Raw genomic sequence first — 24,739 nt, 5'->3', positions numbered from 1 at the left:
TTTTTGCCACCGGAAGAAAATCGTGGCTGTTCAGCGATACCGTCGATGGAGCCAAAGCCAGCGCCGTGATCTACAGTCTCATGCTGACCTGCCGCGCCTGCGGCGTCGATCCGCTCGCCTGGCTGCGCCATGCGCTCACTGAGTTGCCTCAGCGCAAAGAAACTGCCGGCATTGGCGACCTGCTGCCGTTCAACTTCTCCAGAAACTCAGCCGCCTAATTAGCCGCATGTCGCTCTCAATGTAGCCGACCTGGCCCTAAAACAGCCGTCAACGCGCATGGAAAATCGCGCTTACATTGAGACTGCGCCAGAGGAACCGCGGGCCGCCCTCGACGCCCTAAGGCGCGCTTTCGGATTCATTCCGAATAGATCGGCCGGCGCTTGCCGGGGCTAGCAAGTTGCCAAGCCATCACCACGGAGAATCTCAGTTTCGCCGCTCCGAATTGGAGCGATCCCGCGTAGGCTGTCTGTTGATATTCACTGATCGGCGGCGGCGGTCTTAGCGACGCCACCGCCCTCCGGCTCGAGAGCCACGCCAGACGGATTCCATTTTCGACCGAAGCTCGCTTCCTTCAGTTCTTCAATAAACTCAGCGTGCGATTGCTTTAAGTCGACCTTGTGAATTACAAGGTACGAGAGGTTCCATATTATGTAGTGAACGTTGCTCGCCTCGACCTCGGCTACACTTCGAAAACCGTTATGAATGACTTTCGACCGTATGTCGTAAAGTTTCTTGACGGCTTTATAGAAGGATGATCTGGTCGCCTGATCGGCCGACCAGATAACGCTCGCGCCCCGCGCGATCGTCTCCGTGATCGGCACGTCTTTGGCAGAACTCGAGAGCAGCGCCTCGATTGCCGTAAAAAACAGGAGGAGGCGTTCAGCCGGCTCCGCCTCCTGACGAGCGCGAGACATCCATCCCAGCACTTGCTGCATTCGTTCGGCCACTGATCGGCTTGGGGGAGAAAACACCACCTCGGCCAAGTAACGAGTCTTCGCCTCCGAGAATCTTGCGACCAACGCAGGACCAACCTCGTACCAGGTCGGAGCGGTCCCGCCCCCGAAACGAAGACCAGCGTCTGCGCTCACGACAAAGCCTTCTTGCATCCATTGATACGGTCTGACTGGATGGGGCTCGATATCTTTAAGACGAGGAAAGAGCCCCGAATATTCTTTGTATTGCAACCGTGCGAACGACACTGCGACATCAACCAGCCAGAGCGCCTCTTGCTCGATCTTTTGCGGCATCCCTTGAATCGTAACATCCCAACAAACCTCAGGCAGATGTATCTCTGTGTCTGCCAAATCGTTGGAATGAGTTACGGTGATGGCTTCGCTCTGGCTTTTTTGCGGGGTAATTCTTACCCCCCTATTGGTCGTGCCTATCTCAGCACTCAATAGGTCACGCCTCACTATGCGCACTGGTCCTATATTAACTTCATCGACACCATCGACCAGTCGGAACAATTGGTTAGGACGGATTACTCGGTGCGTCTTCGTCGCAGCAGCGGCGATATTCGCTATTACGTCTCGCGCAACTGTTTTTGGCGGAAGTTCTCCGTCTGAATCGAAGAGGACCGACCGAGCAGCTTCTTCGACCGACTTAGCATGAATGCGAGCGGGACCAAACGACAATGTCGCGAGGTCACTCAACTTACGGCCTGCCTCGACAAGCTGCTCAGTGAACTCTACCGTCCCCCGCGCTCCAGTGCTGAAACCATTGTTGCGACTGCGAACTAGCCTTTTGTAATCGTCATGACCTGTAACGAGAGCTGCGCGAAACGCTTCTACATACTCTACTGCGAGTTTCATGAGCTGCGCCTCGTTCTTCATGCCATCCTCGCGTCCTCAACACCTAGCACTCTTTCCGATTCACATTCACGGCAAAAGTCGTTTTCACTCGTTTCGGTGACCTAACGGTCGCATAACCGCTTCTTCAAACTCTTGAACATCGGCGATTCTTATCTCGGCTCGATAAGGCGAATTAACAGCCCATACACTTCAAAGGCCGAGACTACCTCTTCATCGTTTGCCACTGCCGCCTTGTAGCGAAGTTCTTCGATGGGTGGAGCGCTCGCCTCGTCTGCGACCGACTCCAGAGAAGCGCGGGGAACGCAACGTCATCAGAGAAGACTTCTCTGATGCAAACCACACCGCGCGCTATCTCCTCAAAGGATCGAGTTGATTTCCATAAAAAGCGTCACACGCTCGATCACCGCGCTGAACATTGTATCTGCCTCGTACCTTACACCTCAACCGATGCCCTCGCCAGTCAGCCCAAAGGTCCGGCAGGAGGCATCCACGCCCTATAGATCGATGTCTGCTCGCTTGGTCAGAACGAAATCAGTTTCCACAAAGTGATAGGGACGGGCGAAGTCTACCCCTGCAAGCCCAACCTCAGCTTCTTCGGCAGCGTCAGATATCGTCTTAAAGTTGGCGATCAACGATTCCCTAACCCCAAACACGGCGTCCTCATACAGATACTGACAGTCGTCAGTGAAAATGTGCGTGATGACGGGATCGTATCCCGGAGCGCTGACGATGAAATGAATATGGGCGGCACGGTTTGGATGACGACCAAGTTTCTCGAGAAGCTTTCCAACAGGGCCATCATCGGGGATTGGATAGAACCGGGGCTTAGTAGAGCGATACCAATAGCTGCCGTCCTCTTCCGCCGTGAACACGCCGCGAAGATTCCAGTCAGGCTGTACGCCTTTCTGCTGTACGTCGTAAAAACCATCGTCGTTTGTCTGCCATACATCCACCAGCGCACCGGGTATCGGCTTGCCGTCGAGGTCGGTCACCCTACCCCTGACGACCAACGGCCCGCCCTTGCCGTCGAGGCAAATGTTGGACCCATTCGGATAGCGAGGAGCTTCCGGAACGTAAAACGGTCCGAGTACCGTATTCTCCGTCGCGCCGCTCGGACGGCGGCTGTTGATCGTCTCCACAAGCATCGAAACGCCGAGCACGTCGGACAGGAGGATGAATTCCTGTCGCCAGTCGGTACAGGTGTGGCCGACCTCGGTGAGGAATTCGATGGCCTGTTTCCATTCGTCGTGAGTGGGTTCCACTTCGATGGTAAGCTCGTGTAGATGCTTGACGACAGCCGACATCACGCGGCGCATGCGGGGACTGACGTCGTTCCCCATACGGGAGTTGACGACCGAAACGGAATTCTGCTCCTCGAGAAATGAAGGTCTCTGGGTCGGGTTGGGACTGTTATCCATGGCTTTTCTCCTCTTCCGATGCCGCTACGGGCTCATCCCCGGCGTACGCACGTTCGAGCAGACACGCGATCCCTGCGCGGTCCAGAGCTCGCGGGTTCCAATAGGGTTCTGAAATTGCGGCCGTTACCGCGTCTTCAATCCGACCCGAAGGCATCCCGATTTCTGCGAGCGATCTTTTGATCCCAAGCGTCGTGTTGAACGCGAAAAGCGCGCGCGCGGGATCGGCGTGATCGAGAACTTCGCCCAGCAGCGTTCTGACCTCGGGGACTGCAGGCATATTGTAGGCGACTACATGCGGCAGCAGTATCGAGTGCATATCTGCATGCGGCAGATCGAACAGCCCACCTAATGTGTGACAGAGTTTGTGGTGCAGCGACATCGGTACCGATCCGAGGCAAATGCCGCTCAGCCACGCCCCGTAAAGGGCAACCCTACGGGCTTCGGGATTGCCGGCAACAATTCCCGGCAGGGCTACCTTCAGAGACCTGATCGCTTCGGAAGCCATTAGCGTTACAACGGGATTCCTCTCCTGCGAGTACAACGCTTCGACGGCGTGAGCCATGGCGTTCATGCCGCTTGCAACAGCGATTTCGGTCGGAAGGCTCCTCGTCAGCTCGACATCGTAAATGACGACCTCGGGTCGCACCCTGGGATCGGTAACTGTAACCTTTCGGCCGTCATTCGTTTCCCCCAGAATCGATGTCATCTCCGAGCCAGCGAACGTGGTCGGCACGACGATCTGAGGGAGGTCGGTGCGCAGGGCAATGGCCTTTCCGAGGCCGGTTGTCGATCCTCCGCCGATGGCCACGATCCCGTCCGCATCCAACTCGCTCGCCGCCGAGAGAGCACGCTCAGTAACCGCGAAGGGAGTATGCATCGTCGCACCGGAGAAATTTCCGGCCGACACCGATCCCACTTTCTCTGCGCAACCCTGGACGAACGCGGCTTGGTGAGGCGTCGAAAGGAACAGCACGCGCTTCAGCCCCAGACGGGAAATCTCGTCTCCTAGTCGCTCGATTGTGCCCGATCCGAAGATGACACGTGCGGGCGCGGCGGTGTATGTGAACGAGCGCATCCTTCCTCCAAGGCCAAGCCAACTGCTGTGTTACCGTAAGGCCCGATCGGCGACTGCTGCCGCCGACCGGGTGGACTACTAAGCTGCGTTTTCGCTTACGCGCTCGTTCGTGGACCCGATGTACCCTTCGTGCACATCCTGGGCGCGGGCGTACTCTGGCTGGAAGCGCACGTTCGCGTAGTGCGAGGTCTTCTCGGCTTCCTGCGCGCGCTTGCCCAGCTCCGCTGTGTCACCGAAGCCGAGGACCTCACGGGCAAGCGCCGTAAGCGGGCCATCGACGTGATATTCCGTGCGCTGCAACGTGAGAAGGTTGATCAGGTACAGCGGCGTGCCGTTGAACTTCTCGAACATCTCGTGGCGGGTGCCCCATTCGGTGAGGAATCGCTCGCTGATCTGGCGGAAAATCTTGATACGGTCATTCGCACTGATTTCCGGCCCTCGAAGAGCTTCCGCGAGTTTCGGGCCGAGATACGGGTGATCGAGCTCCTTCTTGGTTGGCTGCAGAACGATGCCGCGACCGCAAAACTCGATCAGCATGTTCACCATGCGGGGCTGGTTTTCGAGGTAGTGAGCCCGACCGAAATCGATGTAGATGTTGTTCGGCTTGAACAGGCCACCCGGCGTCGCGAAGCCCGTTTCCTCGGCTGCCAACATGAAGGCGGTGCAGGTCTCGCGGAAGCGGATGAGTTCCGCCAGCTGCGACTGCACAACTGGGTTGGCGCTGGTTCCAAGGGATTGAGTTAGCAGAAGCGCGAGGCCGACCATGAGTTCGGCGTGGACGCAGTGACGAATCTGGGTTTCCAGGTGAACCCAGTCGAACTGACGCTGCGGGTACCATTTCGAATGGTCCGGATTTCCGAAATGTTGGACTTGGGACCAAGGGATCAGGACGTCGTCGAAGTAGACCATGGCGTCGAGCTCGTCGCCGATCGTCGCTAGAGGGCGGTCATATGGGTCGGCGTCCGGCACGACACGGGATTCGCGGGCGACGACGGAAACCCCTGGAGTGTTTATTGGCACAAGCGCGTAGATCGTCTGGTCCGGTGTCTGGCCCGGACGCCAAAGGTTGCCGACCAGAATATGATTGACGAAAGGAAGAGCCGTACCGATGGCCTTCCATCCCTTGACGAGGATGCCGTCGTCGCGCTCCTCAACAATGCTGAGCATCGGAGTTTCTCCGAGCGCATCCGTTCTCCCGCGGTCGAACTGGACGTCAACGAACATCGGCGAGATGGCCAGGTCTTTGCTGGTCACCTCCTCCCACTGGCGCTGGATGTTACCGCTGAGGTCGCGTTGTCCGTTCTTGAAACGCGAGTTTTTTGCCCACGGCTCCTGGTCGTCGACCTGCGTGAACATAACGCAGTTCATGCCCATCGGCGGGCGCGTGAAGATGCCACCCTTAAAATGACGGAAGATAAAGTCGGCGTATTTGCGCCGACGAACGGTGTCTTCCTTGGTCCGCGGCAGGAACCAGTGCATCGACTGGCGCTGCCCGTTGTCATCGATGAACGTGCAGATGTCTTGGTTGGCAGGGTTGAGATGGAGGTCGTAGTAGTCTGCGATAGCTTGCGCGTAGCCACGCGTCTTGGGATGTGTCGTCACATCGTCGATCAACTCGCCGCCGACATAGACCTTGCGGTCGTCCCGCAACGATTCAAGATATTCTTTGCCTGATCTCATGATCATATCTCCTTCGTGTTAAAGCTGAGTTGTTTCTGGAAGGTGGCAGCGTCCCAATAGTCTTCGCTGCGCTGGATTTTCCCGTCGCGCAGCGTCAGAACCTGGACCCCGCGCAGCGAAATTTTCTGACCATGCGCTTCCACCGGACCCATCGCCGCCTGCAGGGACGCCTTCAGGGTGTAAGTGACGGCGACATGGTCGCTGTCGGCCGAGATGATCTGCGCGACGTCCCACGCCGCATCGGGGAACCATTGGAAGAACTTGCCTAGTCCCTCGGAAATTTCCGATGAGCCCAATTTCGGATGCCCATGGGCAACATCCACATGGGAGGAATCTTCAGCGTAAAGCTGCGCCACCGCCGCCGTGTCGTGGCTGTTGTAAGCTTGGTAAAGCTCGCTGGCGATTTCTCTCGCGGTGACTGCGGTGCTCATACCGCTACTGCCTCGAGGGAGATGCCGTGCATGTATCTGCCCTCGCCATAGAGCAACGGCCTCTTCGCAGCTGGAGCAAGAATGGAGGACACCGAAGCCAGGATCACCAGATGGCTACTGGCGACGATGGTCATGTTCACTTTGCAGTCAAAGGTGATCAGTGAGTGTTTCAAAACTGGCATTTGAACCCGACCAGGCACCTCCTCGGCTGGAACGACGAAATGGTCCACGAACTTGTCTTCCCGCGGTCGGGAGCAATGTTGAGAAATCTCAATCTGATCCTGGCTGAGGATGTTCACGGCGAACCGGCGGTCTTTGGTTATGTCACCCCCCGTCACAGTATCTTTGTTGACGCAGACGAGCACTGTAGGCGGCTCCATGCATGCGGGCGTGAAGGCGCTCACCGTCATGCCCCACGGTCGCCCCTCATGAAGGGTCGTAATCACTGTCACGCCACCGACAAACCTTCTCATCGCCGAGCGGAAGGCTAGCGAGTCAGGGCCCGCGTCCAGCTCCCATCCACTGGCATCGCCAGCAAGTTCACCACTACCGGCGGAATTCTCGAGATTAAAATTGCGCATAGCCACTCCTTTGCCGCCGAGATACTTCTAGGCAAGCCGTTGCTGGTTCAATTTTACTTCGATGAACGGAAGAGCTTTCTTGGCCTCTACGAGGTCATTGCTCGACGTTCCCACTCTGTTTTAATTTTTATTGACAGCGATGTTACGTTTCTGACGTAATGTGTCCAATCGATAATTCAGAATATATCTATCCACCGCATAAATAGATCAGAGGCCTCCTGATGAACCTGCGCGCAGTCGATTTGAACCTCCTCGTCGTTCTGGATGCGCTTCTGCGGGAGAAAAGCGTCAGCCGCGCTGGTGAGGAAGTCGGCCTAAGTCAGTCAGCCACCAGCGCCGCACTCGCCCGGCTCAGAGACATATTCCACGACCCTCTCCTCGTCCGCGTCGGTCGGCAACTGGCTTTGACGGAAAACGCTGAACGCCTGGTGGAGCCGCTCCGGGATGCTCTGAGCAAGGTGCAGCAAACCCTTATGCAACAGGGAGGTTTCGACCCCGCGACCGATACGAGGACCTTCACGATCAGTGCTTCGGACTACGCCATTCTCGTGATCCTTCAGCCGCTGGTTCGCAGGCTGGAAACGCAAGCGCCGAACGTCACTGTACACATGCTCCCGCGCTCAAGGGAGACAGAGAAAATGCTGCTCGAGGACCGCGTCGATGTCGTGATCGAACCAAGTGAGTTGATGCTGGACAGCGACTTTCCTTCCGAACCGCTCATCAGCGATCGATGGCTGTGCGCTGCTGACTCACGAAACGGCTCGGTCCTAGACAACGGTCGTATTTCCCTCGAGAGATTTCTCGCGGCATCGCATCTTGCCTACGGAATTGGGTTGGATCGGCAGTTCAATTTAGCCGATCAGCACTTGGCACGCCAAGGCATCCGACGCAGGATTACGGCGACGGTGGAAAGCTTTGTGCTTGTGCCATTCCTCCTGCGAAATTCGAACATGATCAGCCTGGTTCTGGAACGGAGCATCAGGGAGCTAGGAGTTCCCGGAATCACGGGCCACGAGCCGCCTGTGCAGCTTCCCACCATCCACGAACGGACGTTCTGGCACGCGCGGCACACGAGTGACCTCGCACACGCATGGCTGCGAACTCAGCTCTCAGAAATCGCGGCATCGATCGCCGGTTCTGGTACGTGAATCGATATTGTTCCGCGTCCCATTAGATCGCTCGATCAGCCTGGTGAGTCCTCTGTGGTCCACCACGTGCCCTTGCTAATGCAGACAAAGAGTTCCTTGATCGCCGGATTCTTCTAGCTGATATACTGCCAGCGGCTCGATCATGTAGCAACGCATGTTGATGGCAGCCAAAACTGGCGACTGGTGGCGTCAATCTTATTCGATGATCATCAGGAATTCCGTCCCTCGCGCTGTGGTGGAATGCATTCGGCTTGGATGCGCCTTCTGCCCGCATCGAACATGGCCGTCAGTTTATATCGAGGTACCAAACGTACAAGATGGAGACTTTCGCGAGAGCTAAATTAGCTGTCGAAGGAGCGGTTCTCCCCCATCCTTCAGCGGCTCCGTTCCCGCCGCACCCGGCTGCTCCCCTCCCGCCGGGAATGGCCGTCCTCTGGCGATGCGTCGTGCCGGAGGACGGCCTCTTTTTGACATCCCAAACCGTTTAGTTTGAGCCCAGCGGTCGTGAGGCATAATACTCCGCAGCCGCCGAGATTTCCGCTTCGGTCATCTGCCGCGCGATGGTCCGCATCTGCTGACTGACATCGTTTGTACGGGAGCCTGCCGCGAAAGAATGAAGCTGCGCTCTGATATACGTGGCTGACTGCCCTTCGAGCCACGGACTTCCAGATTTGTTTTCGATCGTTCCATGACATGACCCGCACGGGGCGATACCGCGCATGGGGGAACCGCTCTGAACGATCAAAGGAGCGGCGTCGGCGTCCGACGGATGAAAGCCCGGAAGACGCGGTAGGAACGCGTAATACGCCGCCAGGTCGCGCATGTCCTGCTCGGTCATGGATTTCAAGAAGGGGCTCATCACGGCATTCACACGGGCTCCAGACTTGAAGTCTAGCAGCTGTTTGTAGATGACACTCGCGTACTGCCCCGCCAGATTTGGCGAGTCCGCCCTGCTGATCCCTGTGGGGCCGTGGCAAATAGCGCACTGCTGCGCCAAGGTCGCTCCTCTACCTACGGAATCCGCCGGTGGATTTCTGAATTCCGATGCTCGAAGGACCACGGCGGATGTCTGATACGGCGCGACCTCACCCTGGTCCGCCGATCGTTTGCTTGGAACACCGGCGGCGCTGCAAATGGAATCCCAGATGCCTCCGATCGCGGTGCCGTCCAGAGAGGGCGAAACGACAAATCCATAAGCCGCAGAGGCGACAAATACAGCTGTGGCCAAACCTACGCTGACACGCAACCATTTGTTTTTGAGATCAAAGAGACGGTCGTCGCTCATTTTTGTGTTCCGACGTAGAATGCAGGGACATTCGTATCGGACCGCCATGCAAGCTGCGCGATCGGGAAACCATAGTTGCTGATGGTCAACCCGATCATCAACGCAATCCACAACGCGTGCCCATTCAAAGCTGCCGGCACCCTGATGGGTGGGTGGACAGCGACAGCGAAACGGTAGGGTCCGGCTTCAGCGGGACGAGCAGACTGACTGCGGAACAAGATCACAAAGAACACGATTGCGGACGCGAGGAGCACAAATCCCCCAAACGCCGACATCACCACAGGGATGGCCTCGGGCGCAATCAGCGGGTCGCTGTAGTCGAAAAACGCCATGCGACGCGGCATGCCCAATATGCCGACGTAGTGCCAGGGGAATGTCGTCACGATCATTCCTATGAACCAGAGCCACAGCTGAAGCCGCATCAGACCGACCGACATGATCTCGCGCCCGGTAAGATGGGGCCAAAGATCGTAGGCGATGACGAAATACATGATCACGATCGCACCGCCGAATATCAGGTGAAAATGTCCCGTGATCCACTGGGTGTTGTGGATCGAAGCGTCAAGCTGATAGCTCATGTTGATCAGGCCGCCCGCGCCTCCGAAGCCGAGCATGATGAACGAGAACGCCACCGCCAGCATGACCGGGTTGCGCCAGGGCAAAGCCAGCAACCAACCAAACGGACCGCGACCGCCTCGCAGGCGACCAGCGATTTCGACCGATGCGCAAATGTTGAAAACCGTCAGCAACGTCGGGAGGGCCACAATCGCCGTAAAGGCAGAATGGATGAACTTGAACCCTGCTCCGACCTGCGGATCGGCGAATGTGTGGTGTATACCGATGGGCATTGCCACGACGAGAAACAAGACAAAAGAGATGCGAGCCATGGCGTCGCTGTAGAGCTTTCCTCCGATCGCCCTGGGGACGATCGTGTAGTAGGCGATGTAGGTCGGCATGAGCCAGAAATAGACGATCGCATGGAGGGTCCAGGAGAAGAATACGCGGGCGAGGCCTGCGTCGATCGTGGACTTGAAGCCAAGCGCGACCGGTAGAAGCTGGAAAATTAGCTCCGCCGCTGCCCCAACGGCCGTCCAACCCCACAGCCATGAGCTTGCCACGTTGGCGTACATCGGCAAAGGGACTGCGGCTCCCGGGTTGGCCCTCTTCCAGACCGCGAGATTGATCGCCATCAACGCGACCCAAATCCAAGACCCCAAGACGACGAGGACGACGCCGATATAGTAGCCGGGGTTACCGATTAGGGGCGGATAGAAGGTGTACAGGACGGAGGCCCAACCGAGCGAGACCGGCACCATTGCCGTTACGCTGCCGATCACAACAAGCCAAAAGCCTGCCCATGCCCACTGTCTCCCCACCAGTTTCTGGTTCAGGGAGCTCTCACTGATGGCGTATCCAAAACCCATGGCGACAAGCGTGGGAAAGACATAGGCCATGACTGTCCCGTGGGCCGTCAGCGACCTGTAGTACCACTCCGGATTTCCGATCCACGCAGCCATAGGACTGCGAATGAACATCTGCCAGGCACCGAGCAGAAGCGCCAGACCGAAGAGGCCGAAGGCCAACCAGAAATGGGCCAGTATCAGGCGTTTGCTACTTAGCACAGCTCAGCCTCCTCTGCGTCTCGGAGAGAGCCAGGAACTCCTCCTTCGTCACGACCTTCACGCGGCCCCACATCCCCTCATGTCCGACCGAACAGAATTCCTGACATGGCATGAGGTGCTCGCCGGGTTCGGAAAAGCTGGCATGCTGGACGGAAACGTAACCGGGAACCAGCATCGTGTTCACGTTGGTGCCCTGCACCAACAGGCCGTGCACCACATCGGCACTGGTGGCTCGCAACGTAATGGGGGTGCGCGCCGGGACAAGAATGCACTGCGGGACGAACGAATACTGTTGTCCGATCGCGCGTACGGTCACTGAGCCATCAGGCTCGATCGCGCTACCCAAATTGCCTTCGGAGAACTCACCCCCAAGGTGAAGGGTTGTCGGGTCGATCGTCTCGACTTGGGCCTGAGGCATCGTTGCTTGATGCACGCCCGCGTAGGCTGCCATCCCGGTTAGAAAAGCTATGATGATGATCGAGATTGCCGCCCATCGCTTCTCTATCCTGGCGGCGACGCCTGCGCTATGCGAACCCTCGTGGACATCGCTCATATTACCCCTCCCCGGGGAACGAACACGAGTGCGTAAAAGAGCACCCACATCAACACGACCAATGCGGTCGCTATCCCGGCGACGGTCAACGCACCAATCGGACCCGAGCTCACGATCTGTTCGATCTCGTCGTCCCTTGCTTTCGAAACATCAATCTCACTGGAATCAATCATCGAGACCTCACTGAAGGGGCGCTTTGCGCAATTCGTTAGCCTCGTCGGCACTGACGGTCGTCCCACGGTTGCCCCATGATGTCCTGATGTAGCTGACGACGGCCGCGACCTCATTGTCGGACAGGGTGACAGCGAACGGCGGCATTCCATGCGGCATTGGATTGCCCTTGGTGCCGGGTGCGTAACCACCGTTCAAAACCATTCGGATGGCGTTGACGGCTGACTCCATCTGGATGGATTGATTTGCCGCGAGCGGAGGATAGTGAGGCGGCCTTCCCTCGCCTTTCGAACCGTGACAGCTGGCGCACTGGCCGTCGTAAACCGTCTTCCCGAGGCTGATCAGCAAACTGCTTTCCGAGCGGGGCAGTCGCGAGCTGGGCGGCTCGGGCGAATCCTGCGCGATGCTCTTTAGGTAGACCGCCATCGCCTTGGTGTCTTCATCGCTCAAGTACTGGAGACTATTGTAGACAACGTCCGCCATCGGACCGTAGACCGCACCGCGCGCCGAGACGCCCTTTTGAAGCAGATCGGTGATGTCCTTGATGCTCCAGTCACCGAGACCCGCCTCCTTGTTGGAGGTCAACGACGGAGCATACCAGTTCTGCATCGGTATCAGCCCACCCTTGAAAGCTTCGGAGTCGGAGCTTCCGCCAAGCGCATTGATTGGGGTGTGACACATCCCGCAGTGTCCAAGGCCCTCTACAAGGTAGGCACCCCTGTTCCACTCCTCGGACTTGTCCTCGTTAGGACGGAATTCGCCCTCGCGAAAGAACAGCGTTCGCCAACCGAGTACGAGTGACCTGTTGTTGTATGGAAAGCTCAGCTCGTGCTCACGATCCTTCTGCGAGACGGGTTCAACCGTCTGGAGATAGGCATAAATGGCGTCGCTGTCGGCGCGGGTCACCTTCGTATAGGACGCAAAAGGCATTGCGGGGTAGAGCAATCCGCCGTCCGGGAAGCGGCCATCGGGCATGGTCTTATAGAAGTCGTCGGCGCTCCACTTACCGATCCCGGTTTGCGCATCGGGAGTGATGTTCGATGTATAGAGCGTGCCGAACGGCGTCGGCATGGCACGCCCGCCGGCGAAAGTACGGCCCTCGGGAGCGGTGTGGCAGGCGATACAGTCACCTGCCCTCGCCAAATACTCGCCTTTGGCAATGACGGAGGGATCGACGGTGGCCTTGAGCTTAGTTTCCTGCGAGTAGGAAACCGAGGCGAGCAGGACGAGCACAATGGAGATCGGAAGCTTCTTCATTTGTGTTCGTCTCCGCTTGGCTGACTTCCGCATGCGAAAGGCAAAGCGTAGCTGTTCGCGGGAGCCGGCGATGCATCTGCAGGCGCTGTCACAGAAGCTAGCCAAGCAGCGACCGCGCGAACGTCGTCTTCCGTGAGATGTCCCGCCACGATCTGCATGCAGTCCGGCGCTATCGCAGTTCTGGTGCCGTATCGCCAAGCTCCCAGCTGCGCGCTCAGATATGTCGCGCGCAACCCCAGCAAGCCCGGAATGGCGGGCTCCTGTCCTGTCAAATTGGCACCGTGACAGCTAACGCACGCCGGAAGGCCCCTCTCGATGTCTCCCTGCTTGGCTATGGCCTCGCCATGCGCGAGGACGGCTTGGCTCACTTCGTTGGCAGTAGCGACTGGCAGAGGCGGCCGTTGATCGGCAAAATAATCTGAGATTTTCTTGAGATAGTCGTCCGGCATGAATTGCAGGAGGTAGTTCATCGGCGGGTACTTGCGGCGGCCGCTACGGAAGGCGAGCAACTGGTTATAGAGATATCCCGACGGCTTTCCCGCCAAACGCGGAAAGTACGGATCGTTGGTGCCTTTACCGGCCGCGCCGTGGCACGGGGTGCATGGCTGGACGCGAGCTTCCATCGTGTCGGGCGCTGATATGGTCTGCCCGAACATTTGTCCGCTCGCCAACAGCGACAAACAGAACGCCAAACAGATGGTCTTTCCGGTTTTCACTCGCCACCCCATCTATCTAAGACGCGACCTGCCCGAGGTTCTACGGTCATCGCCTACGCGCGAATTGGACAATTCGGACATCCGTGGCCGTATCTGCGCAGAATCGTCGCGGCACGGCCGCGGCTGACGGCCGCCGCTGCGAACAGAACCGCCCCCAGTCAACGCGCCTTGCTATTTGTCCGGCACGGTCAGTTTCTTGTCGTCAGAATCCACGACGAAAACCGCCAAGAGGCTCGCGGATTCCGTCTCACTGGCATTCTCACTAATCGAGTGACTGGAACCCGGCTCTTCGTAGAAGCTTTCGCCAGTTTTATAGACCTTGGTCTCTCCATCGTTCACTTTGCTCCGGATCGATCCGGACAAGACGTGAGCGAAGATGAATGCCGACTTGGCGTGGTGATGCGCCGGGGACTTTCCCCCCGGTTCGTAGGTGACAACCGCGGCGATCATGCTCTTGCCCGGGACGTTGGGTAGTTCATGCTGGAAAACCGGTTGCACATGCTCGCCGACATCATGCGCGCGCGCAACCAACGCCGAAAACTGGAGGCAGGTCGCGGCTACCAAACATGTCGCGATACGGAGCGTGTTCATCATACGGTTCCTTCTTGGGCAGCCACAGGCTGCTTGTTCCAGTGGTTATTGGCAGCGGCTACTGTCTGGAAATTGATCGCGATAACTTGGGACACGAGAATCAGACTGTCGGCGTCCTGCTCGTAGACCTCCCTTAGCCTGGAGCGGACCTCGTCGGACGGTTGGGTCACCTTAACCCCCATGCGGGAAAGCTTTATCGCCAGCTCCCAACCCGCCTGTGGGGTGGGCGTAATTAATGAAGTCAACCAGGGCTCAGCCATCGATCCTCTCCGTCGTTAGGACTCCGACTCCTAGCGGCCGCGATCGCGAATATCTGTCACGAACAGGGCGGGGCTAGCACAAAACGGACGCGATCTTCGCGACCACGTCTGGAGGCAACACGGCATACGCAAGAAGATGTGGGTATTCGTCACGAATGGTTGAAAACCGCTAATCTCGACTTCTGACTAGATTCCTATCGGCCCTATTGCCGCCGGCGGTTTTCGCACTGAGCATCGGTTCATAGGAACACGATGCGCAAGCAAGAAATTGATCAGGACGTTCGAGACAAGGCTGATATCAGAGGGGCGTAAAGCGGCCCGTCTTGCGCCCGTTCTTGCCGAATATGCCGACCTAATGAGCCGAGCCGAGCGTCTGTTGCTGGCGCAACTCAAGGCAGGTCGGTCGTGGACCGGTGATCTGAAAGTTTCGTTCTACCAGCCGCTGGGCATCTCGTCCGTTCATCTCGACATGGCGTATCGCCAGCAGGTGGCAAAGCTGGCGTCTGTCTCCGAGCTCGCTAAGGAGCACGCCAAGGACCTCGCGCAGAAGGTCGCATCGAAGAAGACCGACATTAAACGCAAGACACTGGCCTTGGCGCGCGCCAAGAAGGCGCGGGTCAAGCTGGCCGAGGAACTGGCGGCGGTCAGCGCCAAGGTCGAGAAGCGTCGCTCGTCCATGATGATCGCGACAGAGAAACACCGCGCCGACGAACTCTTCGCGTTGAAGCAGCTTCTCACCAAGCATCACGCCCGCACAGCGGAGCTCGACAGTGTCACTGTCGAAATCCAGGGACTGCGGTTCGCACTTCATCAACACCAGCGGCGTCTTGGAATCCTCGTGACGAAGCACGAGACAGCGCGCGACCAAGCGGTCGATCCGACGCTATGCTTCGGCTCGAAAAAGCTGTTCCGCGAGCAGTTCGACCTACAGGGAAATGGCTTTACCGATCACGCGGAGTGGCTATGTGCTTGGAAAGCCGCACGCTCTGCGCAGTTCACCCTCGATGGCAACAGTAGAAAGGAAGGCGGCAACCAATTCGCCCGCCTGCGACCGCGCGGCAATGGCCGGTTCGATCTGGAGCTGCGGCTTCCGAGAGCTCTGGCACATCTCGCCACGAGGACATTTAAGGTGACGGGTCAGACAATCGCATGCGTCGACTTCCGCGGCCTATCCTTCAATCATGGAAACGACGTCATCCAAGAAGCTCTGGCGACCCGCAAGCCCGTGACGGTGAAGTTCGTGCGTGACGCGAAGAGCTGGAAGGTCGCGGTCAGCATCGATCATGCCCTGGATTGGAAGACGCCGGACTTCAGCGCCGGCGCGCTCGGCGTCGATCTCAACGCAGGACATGTGTCGGCGGCGCTGGTCGATCGCGACGGCAACCCGGTAGAGGTCTTCAATTTTCCATGTGTGACCTACGGCAAGACCTCCGACCAGGCACAGGACGCGATCCGCAAAGTCGCCGCCCAAATCGTAGCGCTAGCAGAACGACTGGGCGTGCCCGTCGTCTGTGAGCAGTTGGACTTCAGCGAGAAGAAGAGAACGCTGAAGGATGCAAAAGACGCGCGCTACGCCCGGATGTTGTCGTCCTTTGCCTTCAGTGCCTTCGGGAAAGCCCTCGGTTCTGCGTGCGCGCGCCAAGGCGTGGCACTACGGCGGGCCAATCCTGCCTATACATCGATCATCGGTCGCGTGAAGTTTGCTCGCCGCTACGGCTTGAGCGTCCACGAGGCCGCATCCGTTACCATTGCCCGACGGGCAATGGGTTATTCCGAAAGACTGCCCCGTTCCTCGGGTGGTACCGTCAAGGTGCCGACGAATGGCTGCGATCATGTCACCCTCGACCTACCTGTAAGGAAGGACGCCTCGGAGCTCGCTCCGAAGTCGAGGCATGTATGGTCGCGGTGGAACGGGCTGAACAAGGAGTATCAGAAGGCGCTTGCAGCGCTGGGGTCGTCGCGGCGAAGGCCGCGACCCAAAAGGGGGAAATCGCAGGCTTGGGGCAGGCAACTGTCACAGGCAGGCGGCGGAACCCTGGCGGGCGGAGCGGAGAACCGCTCCATGGTTCTACGGAAGAGGCAGGACGTTTCTGCTGAAAGCCGCTTCAGTCACGTTGCCAGGGGTGGGCAACGTGCCGGGAAATAATTCCTGAAATGAAGTTCGTTTCGGTGGGTGAGATTTGTGTTCAACCATACGTGACGAATACCCGGAGATGCGACAGAACAACGCAAGGTGAAAACATATATTGCAGATATATCTTTAAAAGCCTAATCGTCCCGCCATCAGTCAAAACACAAAAAGGAGATGACCGATGTCAAAGCTTCTGAGCGAAGGAACCAAGGCGGTGGTCAGGGCCACCGTTCCCGCCCTGCAGGCCCATGGAACCGCCATCACGGCTGCAATGTATGAGCGCCTCTTTAAAGACGAAGAGGTGCGCGAACTGTTCAATCATTCAAACCAGGGCGAAGGTGGCCGACAGACGAAAGCGCTCGCCCAAGCGATCCTGGCTTACGCTCAGAATATCGACAACCTCGGTGTTCTCGCCTCTGCGGTGGAGCGTATCTCGCAGAAGCACGTGGGCTTGAGCATCAAGCCGGAACATTACCCCTATGTCGCAACGGCACTTCTCGGTGCGATCGGTGACGTTCTCGGCGACAAGGCTACTCAGCCTGTCCTCGATGCATGGGGCGAAGCTTTCTGGTTTCTTGCCAATATCCTGATCGGAAGGGAAAAAGCGGTCTATGACCAGCTTGAGGCGGCCCACGGCGGCTGGATCGGCTGGCGGGAATTCAGGGTTGCTCGTAAGGTCGACGAAAGCGAAATCATCACCTCGTTTGTCCTCGAACCGGTGGACGGCGGTCCGGTATTGCTCCACAAGCCGGGGCAATATCTAACCTTCCGCATCCCAATCGACGGCCTTGGCCCACAGAAACGCAATTATAGCATTTCGTCAGCGCCAAACGGCCACACGTACCGCATCTCAGTGAAGAGAGAGCCGAACGGGCTGATCTCGAACCATTTGCACGACAACGTTCACGAGGGTTCGATATTACAGGTGGCCCCGCCGACCGGAGACTTCTTCCTTCGCGAGGAGTCGGAGCGGCCAGTCGTCCTCCTGAGTGGCGGCGTCGGCCTTACCCCGATGGTCAGCATGTTCGAAGCACTCGTCTCTTCCGATAAGGCCGTTGACGTTCATTACGTTCATGCGGCGCAGAACGGGCGCGTTCACGCCATGGGCAAGCACGTGCGTACGCTCCGAGAGAAGAAGCAGAATGCCAATACAGCATTCTTTTACGGCGATCCCCACGAGCACGATCAGCAAGGCGAACACTACGATCACAAAGGCTACATCACGGTGGATTGGCTCTCAGCCAATACTCCTATTGAAGAGGCCGACTTCTACCTTTGCGGTCCCAAACCCTTCCTTGCCGCGTTCGTTAACGGTTTGGCACGGGCGGGTGTGGACCAGAACAGAATTCACTACGAGTTCTTCGGCCCGGCGGACGGCCTGCAAGAGTAAATACCATCGACGGGGCGGCTTGGCCGCTGCCCCGTCGCTATGCTACATCGCCTATAGATGTTTATGACGGAGCAAAGCATGCGTCTGACGGTATATTCCGACTTTGCCCTGCGGCTGATGATGTACCTTTGCCTGAACCACGACAGGCTCTCCACGATATCCGAGGTTGCGGAAGCGTACGACATTTCGAAGGCACACCTGATGAAGATCACCAACGAACTCGGGCAAAAGGGCCTTGTCGAAACGGTGCGCGGGCGGCAGGGAGGAATGCGCCTCGGCAAATCCGCGTCCGCAATCAGCGTCGGGGAAATCGTACGCGCCTGCGAGCCAGATTTCGCCATCGTTCCCTGCTTTGAAGCCAAGGGTGCCGTCGTGTGTGTCATCCAGCCGGCCTGCGTATTGAAACGAGCGCTCGCGGCAGCAACGGCCGCATTCCTCGAGACACTCGACGGTTACACACTCGCCGACCTCGTGAGGCCGACCGTTCCTCTTCGATCCTTGCTAGGTTTGGACAGTTCGACGAGCGGCTTGGCCGCCCACTGACCACTCCTGAGCGAACGCGAAAGGCCTGCGCAAGGCCGGAAGCGCATTGGTCATCGACAACGATCCGGCTCGAGACCAATGCAAATAACATCCAGCAACATCTTCGAACTGATGACCCGCACGACGCTCAAGTCGGGTTCGACGCAGAAAGATGCCACTACGCTCTCCAGCGATCAGGTATGGAGCGCGGATCGATGGCGTCAGCTGGCCGACGATGGCGACGCCGAGGCCCGGGCAGCCCAAAAGATCGCCGACGCCAAAGAGGAACTGGAGTTCCTCAGGCGCTCCGGTTTCCCTCCGGATGTCGTCGTAAGACTTGCCCAGGAGTTGCTTCACAAGATTTCCTCAGCGATGGGCGAATACGGGGCGTCTGCTGCGGATCACTCGGACCCCCTACCCGGGGACGTCCAAGTGCAGCCCGTTACGGCGTCGCAGTCATCCGATACCTCGGTTTCGACGCACCCCGACACAGCTGACGCGGGAAAGATTGCGCAGGTCAACGGCGCTTACCTTAGCGTGATGGACGATAAAGATCGCTCGGGCTTGCCCCAAGGCAATGACGAAACAAACGATAGTTTCAGGTCTTTGAGGACCGAGATCAGGGCGCTTATCGCCAAAGCCGAGCGTGAGAGAGGCGACCAGTCGCCGTGATCAGGGCGGCCGGCGACATGTCGTCCGCTTTGGACGCACCGGTTCAGTTTCGTCCGGTTTTTAAAACCCGCGACCAGCTTGTTCTATAGCTGGCCACCAGCTCCCATAAAGTCCCTAGATGCGGCGCAAAGCGCCCTGGAACCAGGGGACTCCAAATGGCACAGAGACTAGACTACCAGTCGCTCGCTCCCGAAGGGATGCAAGCATTCGGCGCTGCATACGGGTACATCAGCCAATGCGGTCTCCCCACGGAACTTATCGACCTCGTCTACCTCCGAGTTTCGCAGATCAACGGATGCGCTTACTGCATGGAAATGCACAGCCGCGGTCTGATGGAAAACAACGTCCCGATTTCGAAGATACTCTTAACGTCGACTTGGCGCGAGGCCGGGGATTTGTTCGACGCGCGGGAACGCGCCGCCCTTCAATGGGTCGAAACCGTCACCCTGATCAGCGTCTCGCATGTCCCAGACGACGCTTTCGCTAAAATCCGCGGCCTCTTCGAAGAGAAGGAAGTCGCCGACCTAACCATCGCGATCGGTCTTATGAATGTGCTCGATCGTATGGCCATAAGCTTCCGCGTCCCTCCGAGCATCGGACACTGACACCCTGGAGACAGCCCGGATAGGAGCAAGACATGAAGACCCAACCTGTTGAAATCGTAAGACGCTTTTTACAGCTCCCCGCATGCAAGAAAACACTTTCGAACATCGTTGCCGGAGACGTCACCCTCATCGCCCCTGACGGAGTGTTACCTAGTCAAGTGTCACGGCTCCCCGGACTGGACGACTGTAAAACAGACGTTCTGGATGCCGCAGTAGCACTACTCCACTGCTCCACAACTCGGCGCGTAACCGTCAGCTCTATTTTCGGAGCGGGGGCTAATGTTGCTGCTTTTGGCACCGTTACCGAGGTTATGTGTTCGGGCGAAGATGTCGCAACTCCCTTCTCGCTTTGGATCAAAGTCTCCCACGGGCGTATCACCTACATTCAGTACCTCGACGGTGACTCGAGAGCCGACACCTTAAGAAAGTCGAAAGAAGCGTGAACTTCTCCCGGCAACATCGAGACGTATTGAAACACGAGTTGAGAGGTGGCATGCCAGGGTGAGGGTGTGAAATCTGCTAGCCAGGCGGAAGCACCGCCAACTTTCAGCCCGCAATCGGTGGACATATGGATCGTCTTACAAGTCTTCTCGTGTTTGGTCGTGTCGTGGAAAGCGGAGGATTTTCTGCAGCCGCCCGAAGGCTGAACATGTCGGTGACCATGGTAGGCAACCACGTCCAGTCGCTGGAAGACAGGTTGGGAGTGCGTCTTCTGAACAGGACGACCCGGAAGGTCAGTCTAACCGAGACGGGCAAGTACTATTACGAGCGCTCCGTCCAGATACTCGGCGATCTCGAAGAAGCCGACCGGACTGCCGGCGCGCTTAATACCACGCCCAGAGGTACGCTGAGGGTTTACACCAGCAGCGCAATTGTCAGGTTTCTTAATCCCATCGTGACGGAGTTTCTCGAGAGTTACCCAACGATTTCGCTTGATATCAACATCGGCGAACGGATGGTCGACATGATCGAGGACGGGTACGACCTCGCCATTCGGACAACCCCTCCCCCGGATTCAAGTTTGGTCGTTAGAAAGCTGACGCCTTGGCGTCACGTTCTGTGCTGCTCTCCCGGATACCTTGAAAACCATCCGATGCCCGAGGAGCCTGAAGACCTCGCCGTGCACAATTGCCTTCGATACGCCTATTACCCCTTCGGTGACGAGTGGCGGTTTGAAGATGCGGCAGGCTCCGAGCAAAGCGTCAAGATCGCGGGCAACGTGATCTCGAACAGCGCGGAGACGCTCCGGTATCTAACGGAAGCCGGTAAGGGTATCTTTCTCGCACCGAGTTTTGTCATCTTCGAGGACATCGCAGAGGGGCGGATGGTTCGGATCATGCCTAAGTTCAGCCCGGTCGAATTCACAATCAACGCGATCTATCCCAACCGCAGCCATCTCCCAACGAAGGTGAGGCTTTTCCTTGACCTCTTGGCGGAACGGTTCGCCGAGCATCGAAAGTGGATGGCGTAACGTCTCGATTGTCCAGCGTGGCTTGCATATCCTTCCCTAATTGCCCGGATTATCGGCAGCCTCTGAATGACGCATCTTCTGTCTGCGACGGCCGAAACGGCCATATCTTCAGGAGAACTGACATGAGCAATCAAAAGACAATGCTGGCCTACCGCGTCCATGAATTTGGAGCTCCGGAAGTCATCAAGGCTGAACAGGTTGAACTTCCCGTTCCTGGCCCGGGCGAAGTTTTGGTGAAAGTACATGCCGCGGGCGTCGGCCCATGGGACGGTTGGATACGGAGCGGAAACAGCGCTCTGCCGCAGCCTCTGCCGCTTACCCTCGGCTCCGACCTATCGGGCGTTGTCGAAACCATCGGGCCCGACGTAGACGGTTTCGAGGCTGGCGACGAAGTTTACGGAGTGACGAACCCGCGTTTCATCGGCTCCTACGCGGAATATGCCATAGCGCAGGCCTCGATGATCGGTCACAAGCCCAAGAAGATCGACCATGTCGAAGCCGCCTCCATCCCCGTCATAGCTTCCACCGCCCGGCAAGCCCTGTTCGAACAGGCAGGCCTAAAAGCTGGACAAACCGTCTTGATCCACGGCGCGGCGGGTAACGTCGGAGCATACGCGGTTCAATTCGCCCACAAGGCCGGGCTCAGGGTAGTAGCCACCGCTGACGCAAGAGACATCGAAACAGTCCGAAACCTCGGTGCCGATCAAGTGATCGACTATCAGAAAGAGCGCTTTGAGGATGTGGTCAAGAATGTCGATGCAGTCATCGACCTCGTCGGCGGAGAGACCCAGACCAAATCTTTTGCTGTCTTGAAGCGTGGCGGAAAACTCATTTCCGCTGTTTCCAAGCCCGATCAGGAGGTAGCTGCTTCATTTGGCGTGAGCGCGAGTTTCTTTTTGGTGGCGGTCAACACACGTGAACTCAACGAAATCGCCGAGTCCGTCGACGATGGAAGTCTCAAGACAAAGGTTGGTACCGTCCTTCCCCTGACCGAAGCAATAAGCGCTCACGAAATGCTGGAGGGAACGCGCGAGCACGCCAAGGGGAAAATCGTTCTCAAGGTCGACTGATTGACCAGCGACTGCATCCTCGCTCCGGTGATAGCCGGAGCGATAATCTCTTTCAGCGGCCGGACATCACGAGCGATCACGCATACCAACCGTCAGTGCCTGAGAAATTCGTTTCTGTTCGCGCGAAAGAACTCCGGCGGGTTACCAAGGACCGCCATGAACGAGGCGGTCATGTGGGAACCGTCAGGGTACCCCGCCATGCGAGCGATCTCGTCGATCGGTTTGTTACTCTCCCTTAGTAGCGAAATGGCTTTGTCGGTACGTCTCCGAGCCAGCCATTCCGGGGCACTGGTTCCCGTTTGCTGACGAAAAAGCATTACAAATTCGCCCTCGGAAAGCCCGCAGACCGCAGCGAGTTGCGCTAGGGCTATGTCACCGTCCAAATTCGCGTCCATCAATTCCATTGCGGCACTCAATCGTTTCCCGCTGATCCTTGGTGTGTTCAGCTTTCCCCTGTCCAGTTTGTGCGAGTATGTCGCTAGGAGGTGGCTAGCGGCGGCATTGACGATATGGTCCACAAACAAGGTGCTCGCGTGACGGCGGTTACGAAATATGGGAACCAGTCCTTTCGCCAGATGGAACATGATGAGGTCACTGAAAGCGAAGCTATCAGGCACGGCAAGCTCGCTTGACGCATATCCCAGTTCGGCTGCAACTGTGTCGAGGAAGGTCTTGGACATGTAGAAATGGACGTGTTGGAATCGGCGAATTCCGGACGCGTAGGCTTGGGTCCTCAGATCGAAGATAGAACAAGAACCGCGCCGCAGTTCTCCGCTCAGGAGGAACTTGCCGTCGATCCACAGCTGGTAAGGCGTGGAATCCTCAAGTCTGACGACAAACACGTACGCTTCGTCATATGGCAGTGGTGCCGAAACCGCGTTGCCGTCTCGTCTACCTGTCACCAGGGAAATCGATGCATCCACGCGACGGGTGATGACCTGAGGATTAAACGCCAGAAGAAAACGGTCCTCCATTTGGCGGACGTAAGAGGCACTATGGCCGCCAGCCTGCATAATCTCGATCGACATCAATAAATCCTCGGGACCAGAGTTCTGACCAGCGACAATGCAGCAAGAACACATCCCTGCATTGTACGAAGCGGACAATAATTCTCGGTCCGTCGATCTGAAAGATGAGTGATCGAGTCCGAAACCGAACATGCATATCGTCTTGGTGCAAGCGCGCTCCGCGGCCTCGAATTATGATGGCCACTGAAGCGGATACTCTGTCTCCCCTCATCCGCTTCCCAGCGGCAAGAGCCGCCGCACCCGGTGTCCCCCACCCGATGGTGCCCGCAGACTGCCCCTCGAATCCGACGAGGGGCAGTCTCACCTCATCGGCGACCCACCATCTCACGCCGCCATGCGCTCGGCGTCGCTCCAACGATGGTAGTGAATACCCGAGAAAAATGGCCGGGGTCAGCAAAGCCGACGCGAAGCGCGATCTCCGGGAGACCGGAATCCGGCTGTCCGACGAGCAAAATCTTCGCCACCTCAATTCGACGATAGCGGAGCCACTCATGAGGCGATCTGCCCACAGTCGAAACGAATGCCCTCGTGAAATGCCTTACCGATAACCCACATTCCGCCGCGAGGTCGACCAAGCCTGGAGGACTGGCAAGCCTGGCATCCATCATGTCAAGAACACGCCGCTGCTGCCATGGGGCTAGACCGCCTTTCGTGACGGCAACGGAGCTGCGATCTGCGTAGTTCATGGCGAGATGGCTAACGAGCGCCAGACCGACATGATCGAGATAAAGTTGATTGCAGACCTGCCCTTGGACCAACGCGCCACGAGCGGACAGGATCAGATTTCTGAGGATGACGTCGGTCATCCCCATGCCCGGCTCATATCGAAGGTTCGACAATCCGGTCGCTCGTTCGTCGTATATCTCGTCCAGCGCTGCGCGAGGAATGTGGCAGTAGACCGTATGAAACGGTCGGTCCATGATCGCACGCCCGTCGAGACGCATGTCGTTGAATGTCACCTGTCCCTTGATCAAATCGCGGACCGGTGCGGCCCGTCCGTCTTCCCAATACTTGTATTGCGGAAAATCCTGCATGATCACGCCGACTATGTAAGCGTCTTCCTGCACCCGAGGCGCAGTTTGGAACGGTACATGCCGATCGGACTTGAGTTCGACGAAGCTGAGCGTCCTCCTACGTCCCGCGTGCGAGACCGCCGAGGGTGCCTTGTCGAGCTTGAACCGCCCCCCGAGCTGAGTGGCGACATCTGATGCGCGCATAGTGCTCTCCCTTTCGATAAGGGTTATTGGCCGC

Annotated in this window: 25 protein-coding genes; 10 read left to right on the top strand and 15 right to left on the bottom strand. The window is 57.8% G+C overall.

Features of this window, described 5'->3' with window-relative positions; genetic code table 11:
- Positions 1 to 218: transposase domain-containing protein (locus D460_RS0120860; RefSeq protein WP_018900531.1), on the top strand; the 218-nt coding region annotated here is incomplete at its 5' end.
- A gap of 258 nt (positions 219 to 476) precedes the next feature.
- On the opposite strand, the gene D460_RS0120855 is transcribed toward D460_RS0120860, so the two are convergent.
- The 6 genes from D460_RS0120855 to D460_RS34610 all read right to left on the bottom strand — a co-directional run bounded on the left by D460_RS0120855 (position 477) and on the right by D460_RS34610 (position 6,996).
- A complete protein-coding gene (locus D460_RS0120855; RefSeq protein WP_018900530.1) occupies positions 477 to 1,832 on the bottom strand; it encodes a HEPN domain-containing protein in 1,356 nt (451 codons plus the stop codon).
- A gap of 473 nt (positions 1,833 to 2,305) precedes the next feature.
- A complete protein-coding gene (locus D460_RS33430) occupies positions 2,306 to 3,229 on the bottom strand; it encodes a dioxygenase (RefSeq protein ID WP_018900529.1) in 924 nt (307 codons plus the stop codon).
- A complete protein-coding gene (locus tag D460_RS0120845) occupies positions 3,222 to 4,304 on the bottom strand; it encodes a maleylacetate reductase (RefSeq protein ID WP_018900528.1) in 1,083 nt (360 codons plus the stop codon). Before D460_RS0120845 ends, D460_RS33430 begins: the two co-directional genes overlap by 8 nt.
- 78 nt (positions 4,305 to 4,382) lie before the next feature.
- The gene (locus D460_RS0120840; protein WP_026283358.1) at positions 4,383 to 5,984 is read right to left on the bottom strand and encodes a 4-hydroxyphenylacetate 3-hydroxylase N-terminal domain-containing protein; all 1,602 of its coding nucleotides are present in this window, start codon (positions 5,982 to 5,984) and stop codon (positions 4,383 to 4,385) included.
- A 2-nt stretch (positions 5,985 to 5,986) separates the two neighbouring features.
- Complete coding sequence (locus D460_RS33425; protein WP_018900526.1) at positions 5,987 to 6,415, bottom strand: ester cyclase; 429 nt, start codon at positions 6,413 to 6,415, stop codon at positions 5,987 to 5,989.
- A complete protein-coding gene (locus D460_RS34610; protein WP_018900525.1) occupies positions 6,412 to 6,996 on the bottom strand; it encodes a flavin reductase family protein in 585 nt (194 codons plus the stop codon). The genes D460_RS33425 and D460_RS34610 overlap by 4 nt, the downstream gene beginning before the upstream one ends.
- A 221-nt stretch (positions 6,997 to 7,217) precedes the next feature.
- Here D460_RS34610 and D460_RS0120825 point away from each other — a divergent pair, with 221 nt between their 5' ends.
- Positions 7,218 to 8,144: a LysR family transcriptional regulator gene (locus tag D460_RS0120825; protein ID WP_018900524.1), complete on the top strand. Its 927-nt coding sequence runs from the start codon at positions 7,218 to 7,220 to the stop codon at positions 8,142 to 8,144.
- 484 nt (positions 8,145 to 8,628) lie between these two features.
- Here the strand turns inward: D460_RS0120825 and D460_RS0120820 are convergent, their stop codons facing one another.
- From D460_RS0120820 to D460_RS0120785, 7 genes are all read right to left on the bottom strand, one after another.
- Entirely contained in the window at positions 8,629 to 9,429 is an 801-nt protein-coding gene (locus D460_RS0120820; RefSeq protein WP_018900523.1) for a c-type cytochrome, read from the bottom strand.
- Positions 9,426 to 11,051, bottom strand: coding sequence for a b(o/a)3-type cytochrome-c oxidase subunit 1 (locus tag D460_RS0120815; protein ID WP_018900522.1), 1,626 nt, complete (start codon positions 11,049 to 11,051; stop codon positions 9,426 to 9,428). Before D460_RS0120815 ends, D460_RS0120820 begins: the two co-directional genes overlap by 4 nt.
- Positions 11,041 to 11,604 carry a cytochrome c oxidase subunit II gene (locus D460_RS0120810; RefSeq protein WP_018900521.1) on the bottom strand — a complete coding sequence of 188 codons (564 nt, stop codon included), beginning with the start codon at positions 11,602 to 11,604 and terminating at the stop codon, positions 11,041 to 11,043. The genes D460_RS0120815 and D460_RS0120810 overlap by 11 nt, the downstream gene beginning before the upstream one ends.
- A gap of 180 nt (positions 11,605 to 11,784) precedes the next feature.
- Positions 11,785 to 13,032 (bottom strand): cytochrome c, encoded by a 1,248-nt coding sequence (locus D460_RS0120800; protein ID WP_018900519.1) that lies wholly within the window; start codon positions 13,030 to 13,032, stop codon positions 11,785 to 11,787.
- The gene (locus tag D460_RS0120795) at positions 13,029 to 13,688 is read right to left on the bottom strand and encodes a c-type cytochrome (protein ID WP_051110812.1); all 660 of its coding nucleotides are present in this window, start codon (positions 13,686 to 13,688) and stop codon (positions 13,029 to 13,031) included. The genes D460_RS0120800 and D460_RS0120795 overlap by 4 nt, the downstream gene beginning before the upstream one ends.
- 231 nt (positions 13,689 to 13,919) lie before the next feature.
- Entirely contained in the window at positions 13,920 to 14,339 is a 420-nt protein-coding gene (locus D460_RS0120790; protein WP_018900517.1) for a cupin domain-containing protein, read from the bottom strand.
- Complete coding sequence (locus tag D460_RS0120785; RefSeq protein WP_018900516.1) at positions 14,339 to 14,599, bottom strand: hexameric tyrosine-coordinated heme protein; 261 nt, start codon at positions 14,597 to 14,599, stop codon at positions 14,339 to 14,341. Before D460_RS0120785 ends, D460_RS0120790 begins: the two co-directional genes overlap by 1 nt.
- A 376-nt stretch (positions 14,600 to 14,975) precedes the next feature.
- On the opposite strand from D460_RS0120785, the gene D460_RS0120780 reads away from it, so the two are divergent.
- The 8 genes from D460_RS0120780 to D460_RS0120750 all read left to right on the top strand — a co-directional run bounded on the left by D460_RS0120780 (position 14,976) and on the right by D460_RS0120750 (position 22,460).
- Positions 14,976 to 16,745: an IS200/IS605 family accessory protein TnpB-related protein gene (locus D460_RS0120780; RefSeq protein WP_196809349.1), complete on the top strand. Its 1,770-nt coding sequence runs from the start codon at positions 14,976 to 14,978 to the stop codon at positions 16,743 to 16,745.
- A 166-nt stretch (positions 16,746 to 16,911) separates the two neighbouring features.
- Entirely contained in the window at positions 16,912 to 18,120 is a 1,209-nt protein-coding gene (gene hmpA / locus D460_RS0120775) for an NO-inducible flavohemoprotein (protein ID WP_018900514.1), read from the top strand.
- Between the two features lie 78 nt (positions 18,121 to 18,198).
- On the top strand, positions 18,199 to 18,663 hold the full coding sequence (locus D460_RS0120770; protein ID WP_037111757.1) for an Rrf2 family transcriptional regulator: 465 nt from the start codon (positions 18,199 to 18,201) through the stop codon (positions 18,661 to 18,663).
- Positions 18,664 to 18,741: 78 nt separating this feature from the next.
- Positions 18,742 to 19,314, top strand: a complete 573-nt coding sequence (locus D460_RS0120765) for a hypothetical protein (protein ID WP_018900512.1) — start codon at positions 18,742 to 18,744, stop codon at positions 19,312 to 19,314.
- Positions 19,315 to 19,469: 155 nt separating this feature from the next.
- A complete protein-coding gene (locus tag D460_RS0120760) occupies positions 19,470 to 19,919 on the top strand; it encodes a carboxymuconolactone decarboxylase family protein (RefSeq protein ID WP_018900511.1) in 450 nt (149 codons plus the stop codon).
- A 32-nt stretch (positions 19,920 to 19,951) separates the two neighbouring features.
- Positions 19,952 to 20,362 carry a hypothetical protein gene (locus D460_RS33415; RefSeq protein ID WP_018900510.1) on the top strand — a complete coding sequence of 137 codons (411 nt, stop codon included), beginning with the start codon at positions 19,952 to 19,954 and terminating at the stop codon, positions 20,360 to 20,362.
- 125 nt (positions 20,363 to 20,487) lie between these two features.
- A complete protein-coding gene (locus D460_RS0120755; RefSeq protein WP_026283356.1) occupies positions 20,488 to 21,390 on the top strand; it encodes a LysR family transcriptional regulator in 903 nt (300 codons plus the stop codon).
- A gap of 122 nt (positions 21,391 to 21,512) precedes the next feature.
- On the top strand, positions 21,513 to 22,460 hold the full coding sequence (locus D460_RS0120750; protein ID WP_018900508.1) for an NADP-dependent oxidoreductase: 948 nt from the start codon (positions 21,513 to 21,515) through the stop codon (positions 22,458 to 22,460).
- Positions 22,461 to 22,552: 92 nt separating this feature from the next.
- Here D460_RS0120750 and D460_RS0120745 read toward each other — a convergent pair whose 3' ends face one another.
- Complete coding sequence (locus D460_RS0120745; RefSeq protein WP_018900507.1) at positions 22,553 to 23,488, bottom strand: AraC family transcriptional regulator; 936 nt, start codon at positions 23,486 to 23,488, stop codon at positions 22,553 to 22,555.
- Between the two features lie 305 nt (positions 23,489 to 23,793).
- A complete protein-coding gene (locus D460_RS33410) occupies positions 23,794 to 24,705 on the bottom strand; it encodes an AraC family transcriptional regulator (protein WP_018900506.1) in 912 nt (303 codons plus the stop codon).
- Between the last annotated feature and the right edge of the window lie 34 nt (positions 24,706 to 24,739).

Source organism: Rhizobium sp. 2MFCol3.1, from assembly GCF_000377565.1.
In the GTDB taxonomy this organism is placed as follows: domain Bacteria; phylum Pseudomonadota; class Alphaproteobacteria; order Rhizobiales; family Rhizobiaceae; genus Rhizobium.
This window is presented reverse-complemented; position numbering and strand designations above follow the sequence as displayed.